This window comes from Spirosoma flavus, from assembly GCF_054778555.1.
Genome location: NZ_BAAGZL010000002.1, coordinates 736233 through 753792 on the forward strand (window position 1 = coordinate 736233; position 17560 = coordinate 753792).

Annotated in this window: 14 protein-coding genes; 9 read left to right on the plus strand and 5 right to left on the minus strand. The window is 47.0% G+C overall.

The window, feature by feature from the left end; translation table 11 throughout:
- Positions 1 to 166: 166 nt before the first annotated feature.
- A complete protein-coding gene (locus tag ACYVF1_RS12080; RefSeq protein WP_461078978.1) occupies positions 167 to 1063 on the minus strand; it encodes an SDR family oxidoreductase in 897 nt (298 codons plus the stop codon).
- A gap of 390 nt (positions 1064 to 1453) precedes the next feature.
- Here ACYVF1_RS12080 and ACYVF1_RS12085 point away from each other — a divergent pair, with 390 nt between their 5' ends.
- The 6 genes from ACYVF1_RS12085 (at position 1454) to secG (ending at position 6804) form a co-directional block, all read left to right on the plus strand.
- A complete protein-coding gene (locus tag ACYVF1_RS12085; protein ID WP_461078980.1) occupies positions 1454 to 1696 on the plus strand; it encodes a hypothetical protein in 243 nt (80 codons plus the stop codon).
- A 312-nt stretch (positions 1697 to 2008) separates the two neighbouring features.
- A complete protein-coding gene (locus tag ACYVF1_RS12090) occupies positions 2009 to 3490 on the plus strand; it encodes a MiaB/RimO family radical SAM methylthiotransferase (RefSeq protein ID WP_461078982.1) in 1482 nt (493 codons plus the stop codon).
- Between the two features lie 61 nt (positions 3491 to 3551).
- Positions 3552 to 4901: a sigma-54 interaction domain-containing protein gene (locus tag ACYVF1_RS12095; RefSeq protein WP_461078984.1), complete on the plus strand. Its 1350-nt coding sequence runs from the start codon at positions 3552 to 3554 to the stop codon at positions 4899 to 4901.
- Positions 4882 to 5451: an LPS assembly lipoprotein LptE gene (gene lptE / locus ACYVF1_RS12100; protein ID WP_461078986.1), complete on the plus strand. Its 570-nt coding sequence runs from the start codon at positions 4882 to 4884 to the stop codon at positions 5449 to 5451. The genes ACYVF1_RS12095 and lptE overlap by 20 nt, the downstream gene beginning before the upstream one ends.
- Positions 5452 to 5557: 106 nt before the next feature.
- Entirely contained in the window at positions 5558 to 6349 is a 792-nt protein-coding gene (locus ACYVF1_RS12105; RefSeq protein WP_461078988.1) for a hypothetical protein, read from the plus strand.
- A 56-nt stretch (positions 6350 to 6405) separates the two neighbouring features.
- Positions 6406 to 6804 carry a preprotein translocase subunit SecG gene (secG, locus tag ACYVF1_RS12110; protein ID WP_461078989.1) on the plus strand — a complete coding sequence of 133 codons (399 nt, stop codon included), beginning with the start codon at positions 6406 to 6408 and terminating at the stop codon, positions 6802 to 6804.
- Between the two features lie 52 nt (positions 6805 to 6856).
- On the opposite strand, the gene ACYVF1_RS12115 is transcribed toward secG, so the two are convergent.
- Positions 6857 to 7564: a hypothetical protein gene (locus ACYVF1_RS12115; protein ID WP_461078991.1), complete on the minus strand. Its 708-nt coding sequence runs from the start codon at positions 7562 to 7564 to the stop codon at positions 6857 to 6859.
- A gap of 273 nt (positions 7565 to 7837) precedes the next feature.
- Here ACYVF1_RS12115 and ACYVF1_RS12120 point away from each other — a divergent pair, with 273 nt between their 5' ends.
- Positions 7838 to 8134: a co-chaperone GroES gene (locus ACYVF1_RS12120; RefSeq protein ID WP_012925587.1), complete on the plus strand. Its 297-nt coding sequence runs from the start codon at positions 7838 to 7840 to the stop codon at positions 8132 to 8134.
- 125 nt (positions 8135 to 8259) lie between these two features.
- Positions 8260 to 9897, plus strand: coding sequence for a chaperonin GroEL (groL, locus tag ACYVF1_RS12125; RefSeq protein WP_461078993.1), 1638 nt, complete (start codon positions 8260 to 8262; stop codon positions 9895 to 9897).
- 119 nt (positions 9898 to 10016) lie between these two features.
- Here the strand turns inward: groL and ACYVF1_RS12130 are convergent, their stop codons facing one another.
- Entirely contained in the window at positions 10017 to 11399 is a 1383-nt protein-coding gene (locus ACYVF1_RS12130) for a sensor histidine kinase (protein ID WP_461078995.1), read from the minus strand.
- A gap of 867 nt (positions 11400 to 12266) precedes the next feature.
- On the opposite strand from ACYVF1_RS12130, the gene ACYVF1_RS12135 reads away from it, so the two are divergent.
- Positions 12267 to 12686 (plus strand): DoxX family protein, encoded by a 420-nt coding sequence (locus tag ACYVF1_RS12135; protein WP_461078997.1) that lies wholly within the window; start codon positions 12267 to 12269, stop codon positions 12684 to 12686.
- 345 nt (positions 12687 to 13031) lie between these two features.
- On the opposite strand, the gene ACYVF1_RS12140 is transcribed toward ACYVF1_RS12135, so the two are convergent.
- Together ACYVF1_RS12140 and ACYVF1_RS12145 are read right to left on the minus strand one after the other, a co-directional pair.
- Positions 13032 to 16778, minus strand: a complete 3747-nt coding sequence (locus ACYVF1_RS12140) for an RICIN domain-containing protein (protein ID WP_461078999.1) — start codon at positions 16776 to 16778, stop codon at positions 13032 to 13034.
- Between the two features lie 76 nt (positions 16779 to 16854).
- Positions 16855 to 17514, minus strand: coding sequence for an ABC transporter ATP-binding protein (locus ACYVF1_RS12145; RefSeq protein ID WP_461079001.1), 660 nt, complete (start codon positions 17512 to 17514; stop codon positions 16855 to 16857).
- Between the last annotated feature and the right edge of the window lie 46 nt (positions 17515 to 17560).

Here is a 17560-nt window from a genome sequence, read left to right on the forward strand (position 1 = left end):
AACGTAGTGGAATAACTGACAACACAACCTCAACTGATCGCTCAAGGTTGTAACTTCGTTTAGTTATCGTTTCTGTAATCGATCAACGAATCTGGGAAATTTCGTTGATCGATTACAGAAACGACAAAGCTGAACTTCTTGAAACACAAGAATACGTCGACGGTGCTTATATACTTGGTGATCCGCCGGTTACCTGTACGGTACTACCAGTCATATAACTTGAATCTTCGGAAGCCAGCAATACGTAGGCGGGAGCCAGTTCGGCGGGTTGGCCGGCTCGCTTTAGTGGTACGTCCTGGCCAAAGTTCTTCACTTTTTCCGGGTCCATGGTCGCTGGAATCAGCGGAGTCCAGATCGGCCCTGGTGCTACGCAGTTGACCCGTATTCCTTTTTCGGCCCATACCTGAGCCAGATTGGCCGTAAAATTCTGGATGGCCGCTTTGGTGGCGGCATAATCCAGCAGCGTCGGGCTTGGTTTATAAGCGTTTATCGACGTAGTATTTACGACTGTACTACCTGGCTTGAGGTGTTTTTCAGCCGCCCGGCACAGGTAAAACATCGCGAAAATATTGGTCCGGAATGTGCGGTCTAACTGCTCGTTTGTAATATCCTGCAAGGAGTGCTGCGCCATCTGATAAGCGGCATTGTTAACCAGAATATCTAGGCCGCCCAGTTCGTCAACCGCTTGCTGAACGAGCTGTTCGCAGTGGGCATCGTCACTGATATCGCCAGCCACTAGCACCGCCTTTTGGCCAGCTTCCTCGACGTACCGAGCCGTTTCACGGGCATCTTCCTCTTCATTCAGATACGAAATCAGTACGTCGGCTCCTTCGCGGGCAAAGGCAATCGCTACCGCCCGGCCAATTCCTGAATCACCACCGGTAATAAGGGCTTTACGGCCTGTTAATTTTCCAGAACCTTTGTAGGACGTTTCGCCATGATCGGCCTTGGGTTGCATTTGAGATTCACTACCTGGTACGTCCTGTTGCTGATCAGGCTGGGGTGGTTGCGGATACTTTGTCTGTGGGTCTTGCATGGCAGACGTTGTGTGCTGAGATGTCATAGTTATTCAGTCAATGTTACACGGTATATAGTGTTAACCGATTTTTATAGACAAGAGAAATCAAAATCTTCCTGAATAAGGAAACGGCCGTCTAATTGAGCCACTAAAACCAGTTATGAAACCTTATACTACGTTCGGATTCACCGTGTAGTTGATGCCAGAAGGTTTGATACGTATGATGTGACTCCACAGAGGTAATGACCGCACCGGTCACCGCATACGACCACATCCCTCAACTTTGCGTCTCCGTTTTAAGCCTCAATCACCGTATTGATACGTTCTAAAAACCCGGACACGAAACTTTTTCAACTTCGTTTACCATGAATTAATCCCAACGCCATAAACGAAAGTACACCCCGCGCCGGCGGACCGGCCGAGTTCAAAGCCGATGTGTTGCAGCTAGTCCCCAATGGCGAACCCATCATGGCCGTTGCTCGCAAGATGGGTATTAGTGATTGGCCCACCATGCCTATTCTAGACGAGACCAATTTTGACCGTCTCCAGTTTCCTGAACTTAATGGCTTGGGGGAAACAATAAAACAGGTCGATGTCATTTTCGCGCCAAGTGAGCAATGGATGCTTTACGAGCAGGAAATACCCAAAACAGAAATTATCTGGTACATTAAAAAATAATGTCGTGTCCCCACCTTTAGAAAGTGGGGATTTTTTCAACAAGATGACTCGAATAAACGCCGACTAAATTCTGAACTCTTTCTTAATTAGATCTTAGTACGAAATAAAAAGACAAAAACAGGCAGTTTAGTAGGTATATAGTAATCAGCATCTTAACACAATTTAACTGTCATTTCCTGCCAAAATGACAGTTTTCAGGGCTTTCTTCGTAAATTTGTAAAAAAAGCCGATAGTCGTCAGTCATTAGTCAATAGGAGCTTTTCTACTAATGACCAATGTTTGACGACTGTTGACTAATGACTTTTATTGATAATGGCTCTCATTCCCGAACTGACCATACTGCAACCGGCTGATAAGGAACAAATTGACCTGCCTCGCACTTCAGAAGACGAACTAGCGGTAGGTAAAAAGCGGCTTTATATTGAAAGTTACGGTTGCCAGATGAATTTTGCCGATAGTGAAATTGTGGCGGCTGTAATGCGTAACGCCGGTTTCGCTACTACGTCCTCGGCTGAAGAAGCAGATCTTATTTTTCTTAATACCTGCGCCATTCGCGACAACGCGGAGCAGAAAGTACGTAACCGGCTCAAACACCTGACCGGCCTAAAACGTCAGAAACCCGAACTTCTGGTTGGAATGCTCGGCTGCATGGCCGAACGACTCAAAACCAAGCTTCTTGAAGAAGAAAAAGTCGTGGACATTGTGGCGGGCCCCGACGCCTACCGTGATATTCCGAAACTGGTGGAAGAAGCCGAATCGGGTCAGAAAGCGGTGAACGTATTCCTTTCGCGCGAGGAAACTTACGCTGATATTTCACCCATTCGCCTGAACTCCAACGGGGTAACGGCTTTCGTATCCATCATGCGGGGCTGCGACAATATGTGCAGTTTCTGCGTCGTGCCTTTCACCCGTGGCCGCGAACGTAGCCGCGATCCACACAGCATTGTTCGCGAAGCTCAGGACCTTTTCAACCAGGGATATCGGGAAGTGACGCTGCTTGGGCAAAACGTAGACTCGTATAAATGGCATGAGCAGTCCGAGGAGTTGGCTGAAGGAAATGGAATTGATTCGTCAACACAACCTTCTGCTCTTACCCCTCTGCCCGCTACCACTACGTTTGCCAATCTGCTTGAGATGGTGGCGCAAATCCATCCAGATTTGCGGGTGCGCTTTTCGACATCACATCCGAAAGATATTACGGACGATGTGCTGCACACGATGGCGCGCTACGTAAACATTTGCAATTACATTCACCTGCCGGCCCAAAGTGGTAATAGTCGAGTACTCAAGCTAATGAACCGGACGTATGACCGTGAGTGGTATGTGGGTAAAATCGACCGGATTCGGGAAATTCTGGGTGAAGACTGTGGTATTTCGACTGATATGATTTCGGGTTTCTGCACTGAAACAGAAGAAGAACATCAGGAATCGCTGTCGCTAATGGACTATGTTCATTACGATTATGCCTACATGTTTGCTTATTCAGAACGCCCCGGTACGTTGGCCGCAAAAAAATACGTGGATGATATCCCTGAAGAAGTTAAAAAGCGCCGTCTGAACGAAATCATCGCGAAGCAACTAACCCATTCTGCTGAACGTAATCAGCGGCATATCGGGCAAGTACAGCGCGTTCTGATTGAAGGGCCATCTAAACGGTCCGACGATTTCCTGTGCGGACGTAACGACCAGAACAAAATGGTTGTTTTTCCCAAAGGAAATTTCCAGAAAGGCCAGTACGTCAACGTATTAGTCACCGAATGTACATCCGCTACGTTGCGGGGCGAGGTGGTTTAACTGTTTCCGGTTTCAGCCGGTACGCCGGCGTGGCTAAAACCGGAAACTTGAAACAGATACAATGAACAATCAGGAAATTCAAAGTGTAAAACAACGATTCGGTATAATCGGGAATGCACCGGCACTCAACTACGCCATCAACGTAGCGATGCAGGTAGCAGCTACTGATCTTACCGTACTCATTACCGGCGAAAGCGGTAGTGGTAAAGAATCGTTTTCGAAAATCATACATAGCCTGAGCGCCCGAAAGCATGGTCAGTTTATTGCCATCAACTGCGGAGCTATTCCCGAAGGCACAATTGATTCTGAGCTTTTTGGGCACGAAAAAGGCTCTTTCACGGGGGCTGTCGATGCGCGGAAAGGGTATTTTGAAACAACCAATGGAGGCACCATTTTTCTGGATGAAATTGGCGAGATGCCACTCGGTACACAGGCTCGTTTGCTACGTGTGCTGGAAAACGGGGAGTTTATTCGAGTAGGTTCGTCCAAAACTCAAAAAACTGACGTCAGGGTAGTAGCCGCCACGAACGTCAACCTGATGGATGCCGTTGAAAAAGGGAAATTTCGGGAAGATTTATATTACCGGCTTAATACAGTTCCCATCTACGTACCGCCCCTACGCGAACGTGGCACTGATATCGAACTCTTGTTCAGGAAGTTCACTACTGATTTTGCCGAACGATACCGAATCAAGCCGCTTCAGCTCACCGAAGATGCCAAAGAAACTTTAATGGCATTTCCGTTTCCGGGCAACATTCGGCAACTGAAAAATATCGCGGAACAGATATCTATTCTCGAATCCGATCAGAATAAGGCCATCGACGGGCCGACACTAGCAAAATATTTGCCACAAGCGCAACAGCCTAGTCGCACGATGGCATTGTTTCCGTATGCAAACGGCAGCACAACTACTGAAAGCTTCTCTGAACGCGAACTGCTGTATAAAGTGCTGTTCGATATGCGCCGGGATGTAAACGAACTGAAGAAACTAGTTCGTGACGTATTGGGTAATGAACAGGATGGCCGGCAGATTCTGCACACGCACAAAGATCTGTTCGACTCCATTACACCTGATGTCGATTCTCGGCCGTCTACCGACATAACCCGTTTATTACCAGCCACTAACGGCACGTTACGTACTGACACGCCACCCTCCGAAACATACGGTAGCCATCCACCTGTGCAGATTTTCGAAGATGTTGACGGTGACATAAATGACGTAACAGTTGAAGACGTCAGCCATGAAACCGAAGAAGATGATTCGCTTTCGCTGGAACGGCAGGAGAAAGAAATGATTTTGAAAGCCTTACGACGTAACAACAACAAACGGAAGTACGCGGCTCAGGCACTTGGCATCTCCGAACGGACGTTATATCGAAAAATTAAACAGTATGAGATTGATGAAGAGTAAGATAAACGTGATGGGTGATGAGCTAAGAACGATGGGTGTTAACAGGTATCGCTTTATTTTGGTAATCATCGCTCTTAGCTCATTACTCGTCGTTCAATCTTGTGGTATTTACTCGTTTACGGGGACGACGCTTTCGCCCGACATAAAAACCGTAACTGTCAACAACTTCGTACTGGCTACGGCAGGGGGACCAGCTAACTTGCCGCTTACATTTAACGAGAAGTTGAAAGAATATTACCAGCGTTATACAAATTTGAAAGTTGTACCGGCAAACGGTGATATTTTATTAGAGGGCAATATTACGGGTTATGAACTGCAGGCAGTAGCCCCCACTGCGCAGGATCAAGCTGGGGTTAACCGCCTACAAATCACCGTTTTAGCTAGATTCTATAATAACAAAGACGAAACCAAGAATTTCGAGCAATCCTTCTCTTTTTACCAGGATTTTCCACAGGGTCAAACACTTAGTCAGAATGAAAGTCGGTTGGTGCCGAAAATTTTGGATCAAATTGTGCTAGATATTTTTAATAAAACAGCCGCCGACTGGTAACAAAAGATTTACGGGGGTAGCTGTAGCGATTTACTCGTGAAAAAAGTAGTTTAGCGAACCATACAACGTAACACTGGGCAGTTTCACTCGTCAATGACCGTTTCCTGTGCAGACACTCGATAAAGAAACCTTTTCATACTGGGTTACTCACCCTGAAGACCTCACGGTAACCGACCTGAACCAGCTTCAGGAGAGTTTGTCAATGTACCCATATTGCCAGTCGCTTTATACCCTGACGGCTAAGGCAGCTTCAATTCACCAGCGTACTCAGGCCGTTACGTTGATTCGGCAGGCGGCTGCCCATGCCCTCAGTCGGAACGCGTTACGCAAGCTGGTTGATAATGAATTTCAGTGGTCTACCAATTTACTGTCGAGGCTCAATGAATTATCGGCCAAGCACGTACCTATTCCCGACGATTATCAGCAAGAAAGTTACGCGCTCTTTAAGTCGAAACAGGGCTTTAGTGGAGGCTTTCCGAAATTGCAGCTTCTGCGTTTGCCCAGCATGCCCACGCCAGAAGACGCCACGCTGAGCGAAACAAATCTGCAAAATGAACTAGCCCAGATTGCTGAACCACCAGTTGAACCACTAACGGAAGCCGATCTGGCCCGTCAGCGTCAGTTTGAGCTGATTGAAAACTTCATCAAAAACGAGCCGAGTATTTCCCGCATTTTACCCAAGGAAACAGCCGATCAGGAAGATTTAACCAAACGGAATAAAATAGTCGGAGGGCCGCTAGTGACCGAAAGTTTTGCCAAAGTTTTAGAGAAACAAGGAAAATTTGATAAAGCCCGCGATGTCTATAAGAAACTAATGTCGAGAAATTCAGAAAAAAAGGCGTACTTTGCGGAAAAAATGGCTGAAATGGAAAGCCGACGAAAATCATCAGAGAGCTGATTTTTGCGTTTCTCCAGATAAGCAAAGGCATTAACTAAACATACGTAACATTTTACATGGTAACGGCAATCATTGTTCTTATTTGCATTCTTACCGTACTGCTGGTTTTAATCGTTCTGATTCAGAATTCGAAAGGCGGAGGTCTCGCGGGTGAATTTGGTGGTTTGGGTTCGAATCAATTAATGGGTGTGAAGAAAACAACCGACCTGCTCGAACAAATCACCTGGGGTCTTGGCATTGCCGTAATGGTCTTGTCGCTAGCGTCTTACGTTATGGTCGACCGCAGTCAGGCGGCAATCATCAACAGTGCAAACGTAGACCGGGCGCAAACCCAGACGCTACCAGGCGCTGCTGCACCAGCACCAACCGCTGCTAACGGAGCTGCACCAAGTCAGGCAGTTCCAGGCGCGCAATCGCCGGGTGCTTCGACCTCGGCACTGACACCTCAGAAATAACAGCTGAGCACGTAACAGCATAGAGAGCCACGTCCGAAACGACGTGGCTTTTTTATGCTACAGCCTGTGCCAACAGTTGCTGCGCAATAGGCAGCAACGTTTCCTGAACGGGATACGTCCGCTTACTCTCCAGCGTATACGTAGCTGGATTAGGCAAATCCCGATACCGACGTATTAAATCGAGTTTGATGTTTTCGAACGTATTAACCAGACTCTTACGTACAGCTTCTACGTAACGTAGCTTTACTACCCGTCCTCCTGGCTCCTTCTCTGAATAAAGAGTTATGGAAAAGTAATAAACCTGAGTTTCAGACTGATTTGAGGCATGAAGCAGTAAATAGCCTTCTTCAGGACGTAGGGGTAACACGCCTACAGGCATTAGAGTCATCGAACGGGCAATGTTATCCCAGCGCTGATGCCCTTCGTTCAACATGGCCTGAAATCTCGGAAGGGCAAACTCCATAATAGCATCCATTTCGGCCATAAATGCCGGATCGGTCACTTCCGATTTGTATTCAATTCTTGGTGGTGGACCAGTAATTCGGTTAATACGTTTGGGGAAAGCGGCATTTAACGTACCTTTGCCCCTCGAAAAACGAACACCAGCGTTGTAATGATCGCGTAGTTCAGGCAGATCTGGACAAAGTTTATGTTCGGTGAAGTTCTGCTGAACAGCTTGTAAGTATGCCATCACGACATATTTCTGGTATTCGGCATCGAGCCAATTATGTGTAAACCAGTCAGATTGTAATTTTTTCATAGGCCAAAATCAGCCATCTGGTGGGCAGATGACAAGGTTAATGTAGGCAATCGCAGATAAAATACCAAATTCTATTTGCTTAAAAACGCACTTTTCCCAAAGGAAGTACAGCGAATAGTTTAATTGGCAGTATGTCAGAGTGAAAGCTGAAAATTTGACAGTCTGACCGGGGTTGGCACAAAAATTGGCGAATGCCGAACCGGGACCGCCACTGCGGTCGTATGAATTCAATAGTACACAAACAATAATAACCTTAATCAACTCATTACTATCATGGTAGCAGAAACGGAAAGCGTTAAAGTGAACGTGAAACCGCTGGCCGACCGGGTGTTGGTAGAAGCCGCTCCGGCAGAAGAAAAAACCTCGTTCGGGATTATTATTCCTGATACAGCGAAGGAAAAACCCCAGCGTGGTACGGTCGTTGCCGTTGGCGCAGGTAAGAAAGATGAGCCGCTGACGGTTCAGGTGGGTGATACGGTGTTGTATGGCAAATATGCTGGTACAGAGATCACTGTTGATGGCAAAGAGTACCTTATCATGCGTGAATCTGACATTTTCGCAATCCTGTAATTTAATGATGAATGATAAATCGGGGCCGCCCGTGCGAATAGATGATGAATTGTCCCTAAGTATTGCAATTCTCGTTCATTCGGTTCATTCATAATTAATCATTCATAATTCATCATTAATCAACAATGGCAAAGAAAATATTTTTTGATACCGAAGCTCGTGAGCGCATTAAGAAGGGTGTAGATACCCTCGCCGACGCAGTTAAAGTAACACTGGGTCCTAAAGGACGTAACGTTATCCTTGACAAGAAATTCGGCTCGCCTGCCATCACCAAAGATGGTGTGACAGTAGCCAAAGAAATTGAACTGAAAGACGCCATGGAAAACATGGGCGCTCAATTAGTGAAAGAAGTAGCTTCGAAAACGGCTGATTCAGCTGGTGATGGTACGACCACCGCTACTGTACTGGCGCAAGCTATTTATTCTATCGGTGCCAAGAACGTAGCAGCCGGTGCAAACCCAATGGACCTGAAACGCGGTATCGACAAAGCAGTTCAGGCTGTGACGGCCAATCTGTCAGAGCAGGCACAAACCATTGGCGATGACTTCGGTAAAATCGAGCAGGTAGCTACCATCTCGGCTAACCACGACGAAGAAATCGGTAAGATGATTGCCGAAGCCATGAAGAAAGTAGGCAAAGAAGGTGTAATCACGGTTGAAGAAGCTCGTGGTACCGAAACGGAAGTTAAGACCGTAGAAGGTATGCAGTTCGACCGCGGTTACCTGTCGCCTTACTTCGTGACGAATACCGAGAAAATGGAAGTTGAACTGGATCGTCCGTTCATCCTGATTTCGGAAAAGAAAGTTTCGTCGATGAAAGAATTGCTTCCAGTTCTGGAGCAAGTTGCTCAAACCGGCCGTCCTTTATTGATCATCGCTGAAGACGTTGACGGTGAAGCTCTTGCTACGTTGGTAGTAAACAAAATCCGCGGTGCCCTGAAAGTAGCGGCTGTAAAAGCTCCTGGTTTCGGCGACCGTCGGAAAGCAATGCTGGAAGACATCGCTATCCTGACAGGTGGTCAAGTTATCAGCGAAGAGCGTGGTTTCAAACTCGAAAACGCATCGATCGATTATCTGGGCCAAGCTGAGAAAATCCTGATCGACAAAGACAACACGACTGTTGTAAATGGCGTTGGCGCGAAAGAAGACATCACAGGCCGCGTAAACCAAATCAAAGCACAAATCGAAAACACTACGTCGGATTACGACCGCGAGAAATTGCAGGAGCGTCTGGCTAAGTTGTCGGGTGGTGTTGCTATCCTTTATATCGGTGCTGCTACCGAAGTTGAGATGAAGGAGAAGAAAGACCGCGTTGACGATGCGCTGCACGCAACGCGCGCTGCCGTTGAAGAAGGTATCGTAACGGGTGGTGGTATCGCCCTGATCCGTGCTATCCCTGCACTTGATAGTGTCAACGCTGGCAATGAAGATGAGAAAACGGGTGTTAACATCATCCGTCAGGCACTGGAATCTCCGCTACGTACCATCGTGGCTAACGCTGGTGGCGAAGGTTCTGTAGTTGTCAATAAAGTAAAAGAAGGTGACGGTGGTTTCGGCTACAACGCGAAGAACGATACGTTCGAAGATCTGTTCGCAGCTGGTATCATCGACCCGAAAAAAGTATCTCGTCTAGCCCTGGAAAACGCAGCGTCTATCGCTGGACTGTTGCTGACGACCGAATGCGTTGTTGCTGATGAGCCAGAAGAAGCTCCAGCAGGTGGCGCCGGTCACGGTCACCCAGGCGGCATGGGCGGCATGATGTAATCATCTGAACCCGGATTTAACAGGTTCAAGGATTTACATGATTTTATAAAAAGCTCCTGATCTTTCATCAGGAGCTTTTTTGTTTATGCCAATATCTGCATTTACTGCTTTCTGAAAAACTAAACTTTTGATACGTCTTTGGTAACACCAGCCGTTAGTAAGGGCAACGTAACGCGGAACCAGCCTTGGGTTTCTTCAATACGTGGATTCGAGGAGTTCAGCAGTCGGTATTTATCGGTGATATTATTCAGCCCTACCCCATTCGATTCGACGCGCACGTTACGTCGCTGGATGTTGTTTTCGACAATTAACTGACCTTCTGACGTAGTATAAATGCGGATAGTCAGTGGCTCGTCGGGTAAGGCGCGGTTGTGCTTGACCGCGTTCTCAACCAGTAATTGCAAAGTCAGTGGTGGAATAAGCGACTCAGCCAAGGCATCTGGAACGGATATCTCAGGAAGAATACTACCACCGAACCGGGTTTTCAGCAAGTGGAAATAAGATTGGATAAAGTTCAGTTCAAGGCTGAGCGTTGTGAGTTCCTGATCGGTCGCCCGGAGGAGATAACGATACACACTGGATAACTCGTCCACATAATCAGTGGCCTGCTGCGGATTTTCATCGATAAGCGAAGACAGTGTATTCAATGCGTTGAACAAAAAGTGCGGATTAACCTGACTTTGCAACGCCTTCATTTGCGCTTCGATATGCTGCTGCTTGAGTTGTTGAAGTGCCAGATCAGCCTGGAGTTGACGGCGTAAGTGCTGCTCGCGTTCGCGCAGGAGTTCCTGCTCAGCCATTATCTGTCGCGTTGCCTGCTGCCGCTGCCGATACGACAATCCCAACGATACGCAGGACAGGTCCATCAATATACCCAGTTGCATAATAAAACTAGGATGGATAGGTAAGGGAAGGTGATTTAGCCTCTCAACCCCCAAGTCAGTATGAGAGAGAAGTTGGATAGACGCCCCTATTTGACCTGCCCACAAGGCTAACGTTCCTACGAAATAAAAGCGGGCCAAAATGTCTGTCCGTTTTAAATGAACTATAAACGTGTATAAAATGGACAGATTCGTGCCAAGCATAATAATTGTCCGGCCGATATTTAATTGTAATTCATGCCACCCAGTTTGCCACAGGGACGAAAACAGGTTGAAATATATCTCGGGCAGAATCATTATCACCCACGCCCATTGCATGATTCGATACCAACGTAGCAGTCGGGGAGATGCGCCCAGATTAAGGAACGTAATGGCCAGTTCCAGATATAATACCGAGAACAGGTTAAACGGAATAGTCCGCACAAAAGCCAATACATCAGGAGCCGGACGTAGTAGTTCTACGCTGAACGAGATCATCCAACAAAAAATATACAATCCGTAGAGGAGATAAATCCGCTCCCGACGAGTGATCCACTGAATCAGATTGGCCACTAGTATAACCGTAGTAGCCCCAGTATAGAGCAGCAGCCATTGTTCGTAGGAAGGCAAGCTTAAATTCATGAATCGGCACTACATAGTTCAAAACGAAAATACACAAAAGTCGCTTCACATACCTATTTTTCCAGTGTACCGGATTGCTGGCTGGGACGTAGCAGAAAGCCGTCAACTTTGGGCTACATTCAGAAACAGACAACGTAGCTCATGACGCCCCAGCGCATTCTCTTCGCAACTGTACCTTTCAATGGTCATTTCAGCCCCCTCACTGGTCTTGCTGTTCATCTTCATAACCTTGGCCACGATGTACGTTGGTGGTCATTACGGTGAGCGGGTCAAAAAACTGGATTTGATCCATTACCCAACAGTGAAAGCTTAGGTCATTAATCAGGAGAACATTGATGAGCTTTTTCCGGAACGTAAGACAATTAAAAATCCAGTAAAACGCGCCCGGCTCGACGTTAAAGAAACGTTATTAAATCCAGTTCCGGGCTACGTCGAAGATATGATGGCTATTCATGCCGAACGGCCTTTTGATCTGATCGTTTATGATCTGGCTTGTTTAGGCGCCTTATTTACACAACAATTGCTATCCATTAAAGGTACTAACTATCGATTTTTATCGTAAACAGGCACAGCAGTTGAGCGAAGAATTTAGACGGTATCAGCCAAATGAGCTAGCTACCGATTACATCCATAGTTTTTTTGAACACAAACAAGAGTCGGCCATAGCCAATTAGTCAGTTTGCTTAAAGCTGACGTATTACTAAAAAATCAAAAAGCCGCTAGTTTAGCGGCTTTTTGTTGTATAAGTGACTGGCAGTGGTTTAGGTTAGTGTAGTACTACTTTTTGATTCAAACCTTTGATACTTTTGAACGTCGTTACGTCTATAAAAAACGCATCGTGCTTATTCATCGTTAAAGCCTAATACTATGAGGAGATTCTTTTCGGCAGACGGTATTTCTCAAGAAAGTGGACTCGCTTTTATTCGAGTGATAGTAGGATTATCTCTCGTGTATCACGGCTGGGAAGTATTTGACCCTATTCAAATGAAGCAATATGCAGCCTGGGATACGTTTAAAGAATCAGCTTCTCCTTCATTTATGGTTTATCTGGGTAAGGGCTCCGAATTGGTAGCGGGCATTTTGCTAACAATAGGACTATTGACAAGGCTAGCGGCATTACTTACGATTGGCACCATGCTCTACATAACGTTTTTTGTAGGGCATGGAAAATTCTGGTATGAAGACCAGCATCCTTTTTTGTTTGTACTGCTTGCCCTTGTTTACTTTTTTACCGGCGGAGGAAAGTGGAGCCTCGATAGAATAGTTTTTGGCCCTACCCGGACGTAGGATTCGAAGCGAAAAGCTACGTAGTGATTACTTAAATAACTTAACGTAGTGAACTCACTAAACTTGTTAGCGAATCAGGACCTTATATAAACAAAAAAGCCAAGCGAGACACTCTCTTGGCTTTCTGATTTACTCAACGTTATGAAAAACTTTTCTTTTCGACACAATTATAAAACAAAAATAATAAAAAAAATATTCCACAGTCAAAAAAAAATCTACTCATTCCTTAAAACCCTAAAAATCATCTAATTATACAATTTGTTTATAGGTAAAAATACCCGGCATTGTCTACTTAGGCCATACTTATAGCCGGACCGTTCCCTCATAGAATTCCGGACTACCAAACTACCTTTCTATTAGTAAACGATGAGCTTGGCTCCATTGTTTACCATCTTGTAAGTGGATTAGGTATAGTCCGGTGGGTAAATTAGTCAATGGCAATCGATACGTTGTCGATTCTTTCAGCTGGAGCGCTTCCGAACGAATGCGCTGGCCAGTCGGAGAAATTAGATGTAATTGGATTTCCGTAGGTTCGCTAACTGGGATGTTTATCAATACGTAATCCTGAGCTGGATTCGGGTAAATTGTCACAAGATTCCCAACTTCTTCGCCAACTCGGCCACCTGCCGAACAGCCAACGGTTTCAACTTTCCAGTGTTGCGCATAAGCACCACTCAGTGAGTACTGGATAACAACTCCGCCTTCATCCTGACTGCCTATATCGAGCATTTTATTGGAATGAACGGCCTTGAGCGTTGAAAAGCCATCACCAACCGATTGCATCAACCACCGCTGATTTGTGGCCGATGATACGCTGGTTGCCTGCGTTATCATGGCCCAGTCGTTGGTAGCCGCATTAGGTACAGTAAGCGCTTTGCCGCTATGAATAGCGACCAGCTGATACGTATTGGCCACACCCGTTGTACGAAGCTCCCATTTCTGCCACACCTGATTAGCAAAGGTTCGTTGCTTAACCGGCGCACCATCCGTTGTTGAGGCTCCTTCAACTTCCAGCGATTTCCCGCTGATTCGATTTGTGATTTTATAGCAAGTTGAAGCGGATGTCGGTGGTGCGACAGTCGCACTTGTACAGCCCGTCGCTTCAATTTTCCAATACTGTACGTAGGCCCCGCTGGCTGCATATTGAATTACCATAGCGCCTTCATCCTGATTAGCTATGTCGAGCAATTTATTGGAGTGAGCGGCTTTTAAGGTCGAAAAGCCATCGCCATCCGTTTGGATAACCCATTTCTGGCTCGACGCATTTGTATTAGTCGTCTGATTTATACTCGCCCAGTCGTTGGTAGCCGCATTCTGAACGGAAAGCACTTTGCCACTATGTTGAGCCACCAACTGATACGTATTTGATCCCAGCGATAGAAACTTCCACTTTTGCCAGTCCTGATTGGCGAACGTATTCTGTTTTACGGCGGCTCCTTCAGCTGCCGAAGCGGCTTCAACAGTCAGCGACCTGCCACTGATTCGATTCGTAAGTTTATAACAGGACGCAGGGTCATAAGCGCCTGGTGACGTAGTAGTACTAGTGGTGCCCGTTGTTAACGACACCTCTACCCCACCCGACCAGGCTGTTCCTGCCCTGGTAAACACCCTGAAATAGTACGTTGTCTGCGGGCTCAGATTAGTAACTGTCACCATACTGGCAGTGCCACGATAAACGACCTTTCCGCCTTCAATGGCTGAACCGTTACCCGTAAAATCGGAATTTGCCGTATACGTTGTGCCCGATGGCCTGTCCAAGAAACTACTTCCCGACCGAGCAGCAACGAGAACCTCATCGAAAGGAGCGATCGGCGACGACCAGTTTAAATTCACATTCGTATTGGCATTCAACGTAGCAGTCAGGTTACGTACCGCCAGATTTGCCGAAGCGCAGTCGGGGTAAATCTTTACCGAATCAGTTGCCGTCAACCCGCCGTTATCCGTTACCTGAACTTTGATGAGGTAATAATACGTATCACCGTCGCAGCCAACTGGCGAAATTTTAACGCTGGGCGAAGCCTCCGTAACTACCGGCTCAGCATGCTGGTGATTGTTGTGGCGCAAAATGACCTGCCAGCTATAAGCCAGACTAGCCGTTGCTTCGTCGGTAACCGTAGCTTTTAACTGATACGTACTTTCCTTGTCTAACGGATATAAACTTCCATTAACTGGAGCCGTAATTTTCACGGTTGGAGCTGTGTTGTTCAACGAAATGACCTGCTGCTGACTGGCCGTTTGCCCCTTCGTATCGGTAACAGTTAGACGTACCGTGAAACTGGTGGTACCCGTCCCGGTAAAGGTATGCGACGGATTGGCTAAAGTAGAAGACGTATTATCGCCAAAATTCCAGGCATACGTAAGCGCGTCACCATCGGGGTCGCTGGAACCATCGCCTTTAAATTGTACAGTTAATGGGCTACTGCCCACCGTTTTGTCGGCAGTTAAGACGGCAATTGGTGGCTGGTTTGTTCCATAACTGATTTTCCGGATTTCGCCGTTGTTGATATTGGTATAAAAAAGCGTGCCATCGAGTGGGCTGATCTCTATATCAACAACGCCATTGGTGCCTCCCGCCGGCACAAAATCATTCACAGCCGTTACGGCTCCATTGCTATTTAACGTAGCATATTTTATCCAGTTAGCTCCGTAATCGGCGAAATAATACTTGTTACGATAGGCTGTCGGAAAGTTCGTGGCCGTGTAATAAGCGCCCCCTGTAACGCAATTTCCTTTGAAAGGCGTACCGGTGGCGGGTGAGCCGCTTGAGCCAATTACTGAAGCCGTTGTGGTTGTGGTTCCCAGTACGGGCACACGGGCCGTAGCTTGTGTATGATGCCAATCCAGCAAAGGTAGGCTGTGAACGTAGCGTCGCTGTAGCCCCGCCAAGGGCTGACCACTACACGGGTTCAACACCGTAGTCGTGCCGCTGGAAGCCTGCTTCAATAAGTTTGCAAACGTCAGATAGGGTTTGTTACAGGTATTAGTTGGGTTGGGTTCGTCACGGTTTTCTAGTGTCTGAGCCGCAGTTGAGTATGAACTTTGCTCCAGAATACCTTCAAAGATTGGCCATCCAGCATTCTCTCCTCCCTGTTTTATAAGGTGTGCATCCTCCCAGGTCGACCAGCCTACATCACCCACAAACAAGGTCCCCGGATTTCCATTCGCCGGATTTGTACTACCGGTACCCGGCTGAAGCCCCATCCGATATGGATTCCGGAATCCAAGCGCCCAAACACGTGATTGTGGAGAACGTGGAGCGGCTGAATTATAAAACGGATTGCTGGAAACACCATCGCCAGTGTTTGGGTCCAGACGTAGTACTTTGCCGCAGAGCGACGTAATCATCTGCGCGCGAAACGCTCCTACGTTCTCGTTAGTCCGCATGATACCATCGGTAATGGCTTGCTGCCAGTACGTATCACTCGAGCTGCCTTTATCAGTGGTATTATAACTGGCATTATCGCCGGTCGATACCAGCAACGTACCATCGGTTCCAAACAGGACTGTTGCACCCGCGTGCGATTCGTGGGTCAATGGAACACCTGTAGATTTCGTTTCGCCAAGGAGTATTTTCCGAGTGCTTACATCGGCCGCCAGTACGTTGTTCGTCTTAACAACCTTATAGCGAGTAAGTCGGCTTATCGTGGCGTTGAAATACACGTCGGCGGTAGGACTGTAAGAGGCCGTACCAAAATAGAGCAGGTGGTGGCGGTCTACTACGTAGTAAAGGTAAATAAGGCCGTTTGTAGCGAAATTCGGGTCGAGACACATGCTTAACAGACCGAAATCACGCCAGTTCCCAACTTCCTGGCTAATGTCCAGAACGGCAGTTGTCTGCTTAACGTATTGAACGCCGTTCCAGTCTGATACCCAGACACGTCCGGCTTTGTCCCACACAAAAAGCTGCTTACCATCGGGCGAAAAGATGGTGCCCATGGGCGTGGTATAGCCATTTTGAACCAGACTATTGTTGAAACCAGTGGGCAATTGACCAAAGGTCAGCATTGAACGGAACGTAAGCAGAATAGCTAGTATAAAGCCGAATGATCTGCGGGAACGTAGTAACAGAGAATCAACGTACAAGTTTTTCATTTATGGGTAGTTAAAGGCAATAAAAAACTAACTCCCTCAAAAGGAGGCATTGACATTCCAGAAAGAGCGTGTTGGATTAAGCGATTACCATTCCGTCCCGAATAACTAATTTTCGGTCCGCCAAGTCGGCCAGGTGCTCGTTATGCGTAACGATGACCAGCGTCTGACCGAATTCATCGCGCAGCCGAAAAAAAAGCTGATGAAGTTCTTCGGCATTTCGGGAGTCAAGATTACCGCTGGGTTCATCGGCGAAAACAATCGCCGGCTGGTTAATCAGCGCCCGGGCAACGGCAACCCGCTGCTGCTCCCCTCCCGACAGTTGAGACGGTAAGTGGTCGGTGCGGTCACGTAAACCAAGCATGTTTAGTAATTCATACGCTCGTTCACGTACCTGACTCTCAGCCGTTCCTGCAATGAATCCGGGCAGACAAACGTTTTCGAGCGCTGTAAATTCGGGCAGGAGGTTGTTGAATTGAAACACAAATCCGATACGTTCATTTCGGAATTTCGCCAGTTGTTTGTCGTTCAGCGTAAAGACGTTTTGCCCGTCGATCAGCAATTCACCCGAATCAGGCCGGTCGAGCGTTCCCAGAATCTGGAGCAATGTAGTTTTGCCGGCACCCGACGCGCCCACAATCGAAACCACTTCACTCGGTTCGATACGTATATTAATTCCTTTCAGGACCGGCAGATTTCCGTAATTCCGGCGTATATCGGTTGTTTGAAGAAGCGACACTTGTTGAATGATAAATGATGAATAATAAATGATGAATGATCGTGTA

Excerpts from the sequence above, each read along its gene's own strand:
- groL (WP_461078993.1), top strand. The coding sequence starts at position 8,260 with ATGGCAAAGAAAATATTTTTTGATACCGAAGCTCGTGAGCGCATTAAG.
- ACYVF1_RS12090 (WP_461078982.1), top strand. The coding sequence starts at position 2,009 with ATGGCTCTCATTCCCGAACTGACCATACTGCAACCGGCTGATAAGGAA.
- ACYVF1_RS12115 (WP_461078991.1), bottom strand. The coding sequence starts at position 7,564 with ATGAAAAAATTACAATCTGACTGGTTTACACATAATTGGCTCGATGCC.
- ACYVF1_RS12135 (WP_461078997.1), top strand. The coding sequence starts at position 12,267 with ATGAGGAGATTCTTTTCGGCAGACGGTATTTCTCAAGAAAGTGGACTC.
- ACYVF1_RS12120 (WP_012925587.1), top strand. The coding sequence starts at position 7,838 with ATGGTAGCAGAAACGGAAAGCGTTAAAGTGAACGTGAAACCGCTGGCC.
- secG (WP_461078989.1), top strand. The coding sequence starts at position 6,406 with ATGGTAACGGCAATCATTGTTCTTATTTGCATTCTTACCGTACTGCTG.
- lptE (WP_461078986.1), top strand. The coding sequence starts at position 4,882 with ATGAGATTGATGAAGAGTAAGATAAACGTGATGGGTGATGAGCTAAGA.
- ACYVF1_RS12130 (WP_461078995.1), bottom strand. The coding sequence starts at position 11,399 with ATGAATTTAAGCTTGCCTTCCTACGAACAATGGCTGCTGCTCTATACT.
- ACYVF1_RS12080 (WP_461078978.1), bottom strand. The coding sequence starts at position 1,063 with ATGACATCTCAGCACACAACGTCTGCCATGCAAGACCCACAGACAAAG.
- ACYVF1_RS12095 (WP_461078984.1), top strand. The coding sequence starts at position 3,552 with ATGAACAATCAGGAAATTCAAAGTGTAAAACAACGATTCGGTATAATC.
- ACYVF1_RS12140 (WP_461078999.1), bottom strand. The coding sequence starts at position 16,778 with ATGAAAAACTTGTACGTTGATTCTCTGTTACTACGTTCCCGCAGATCA.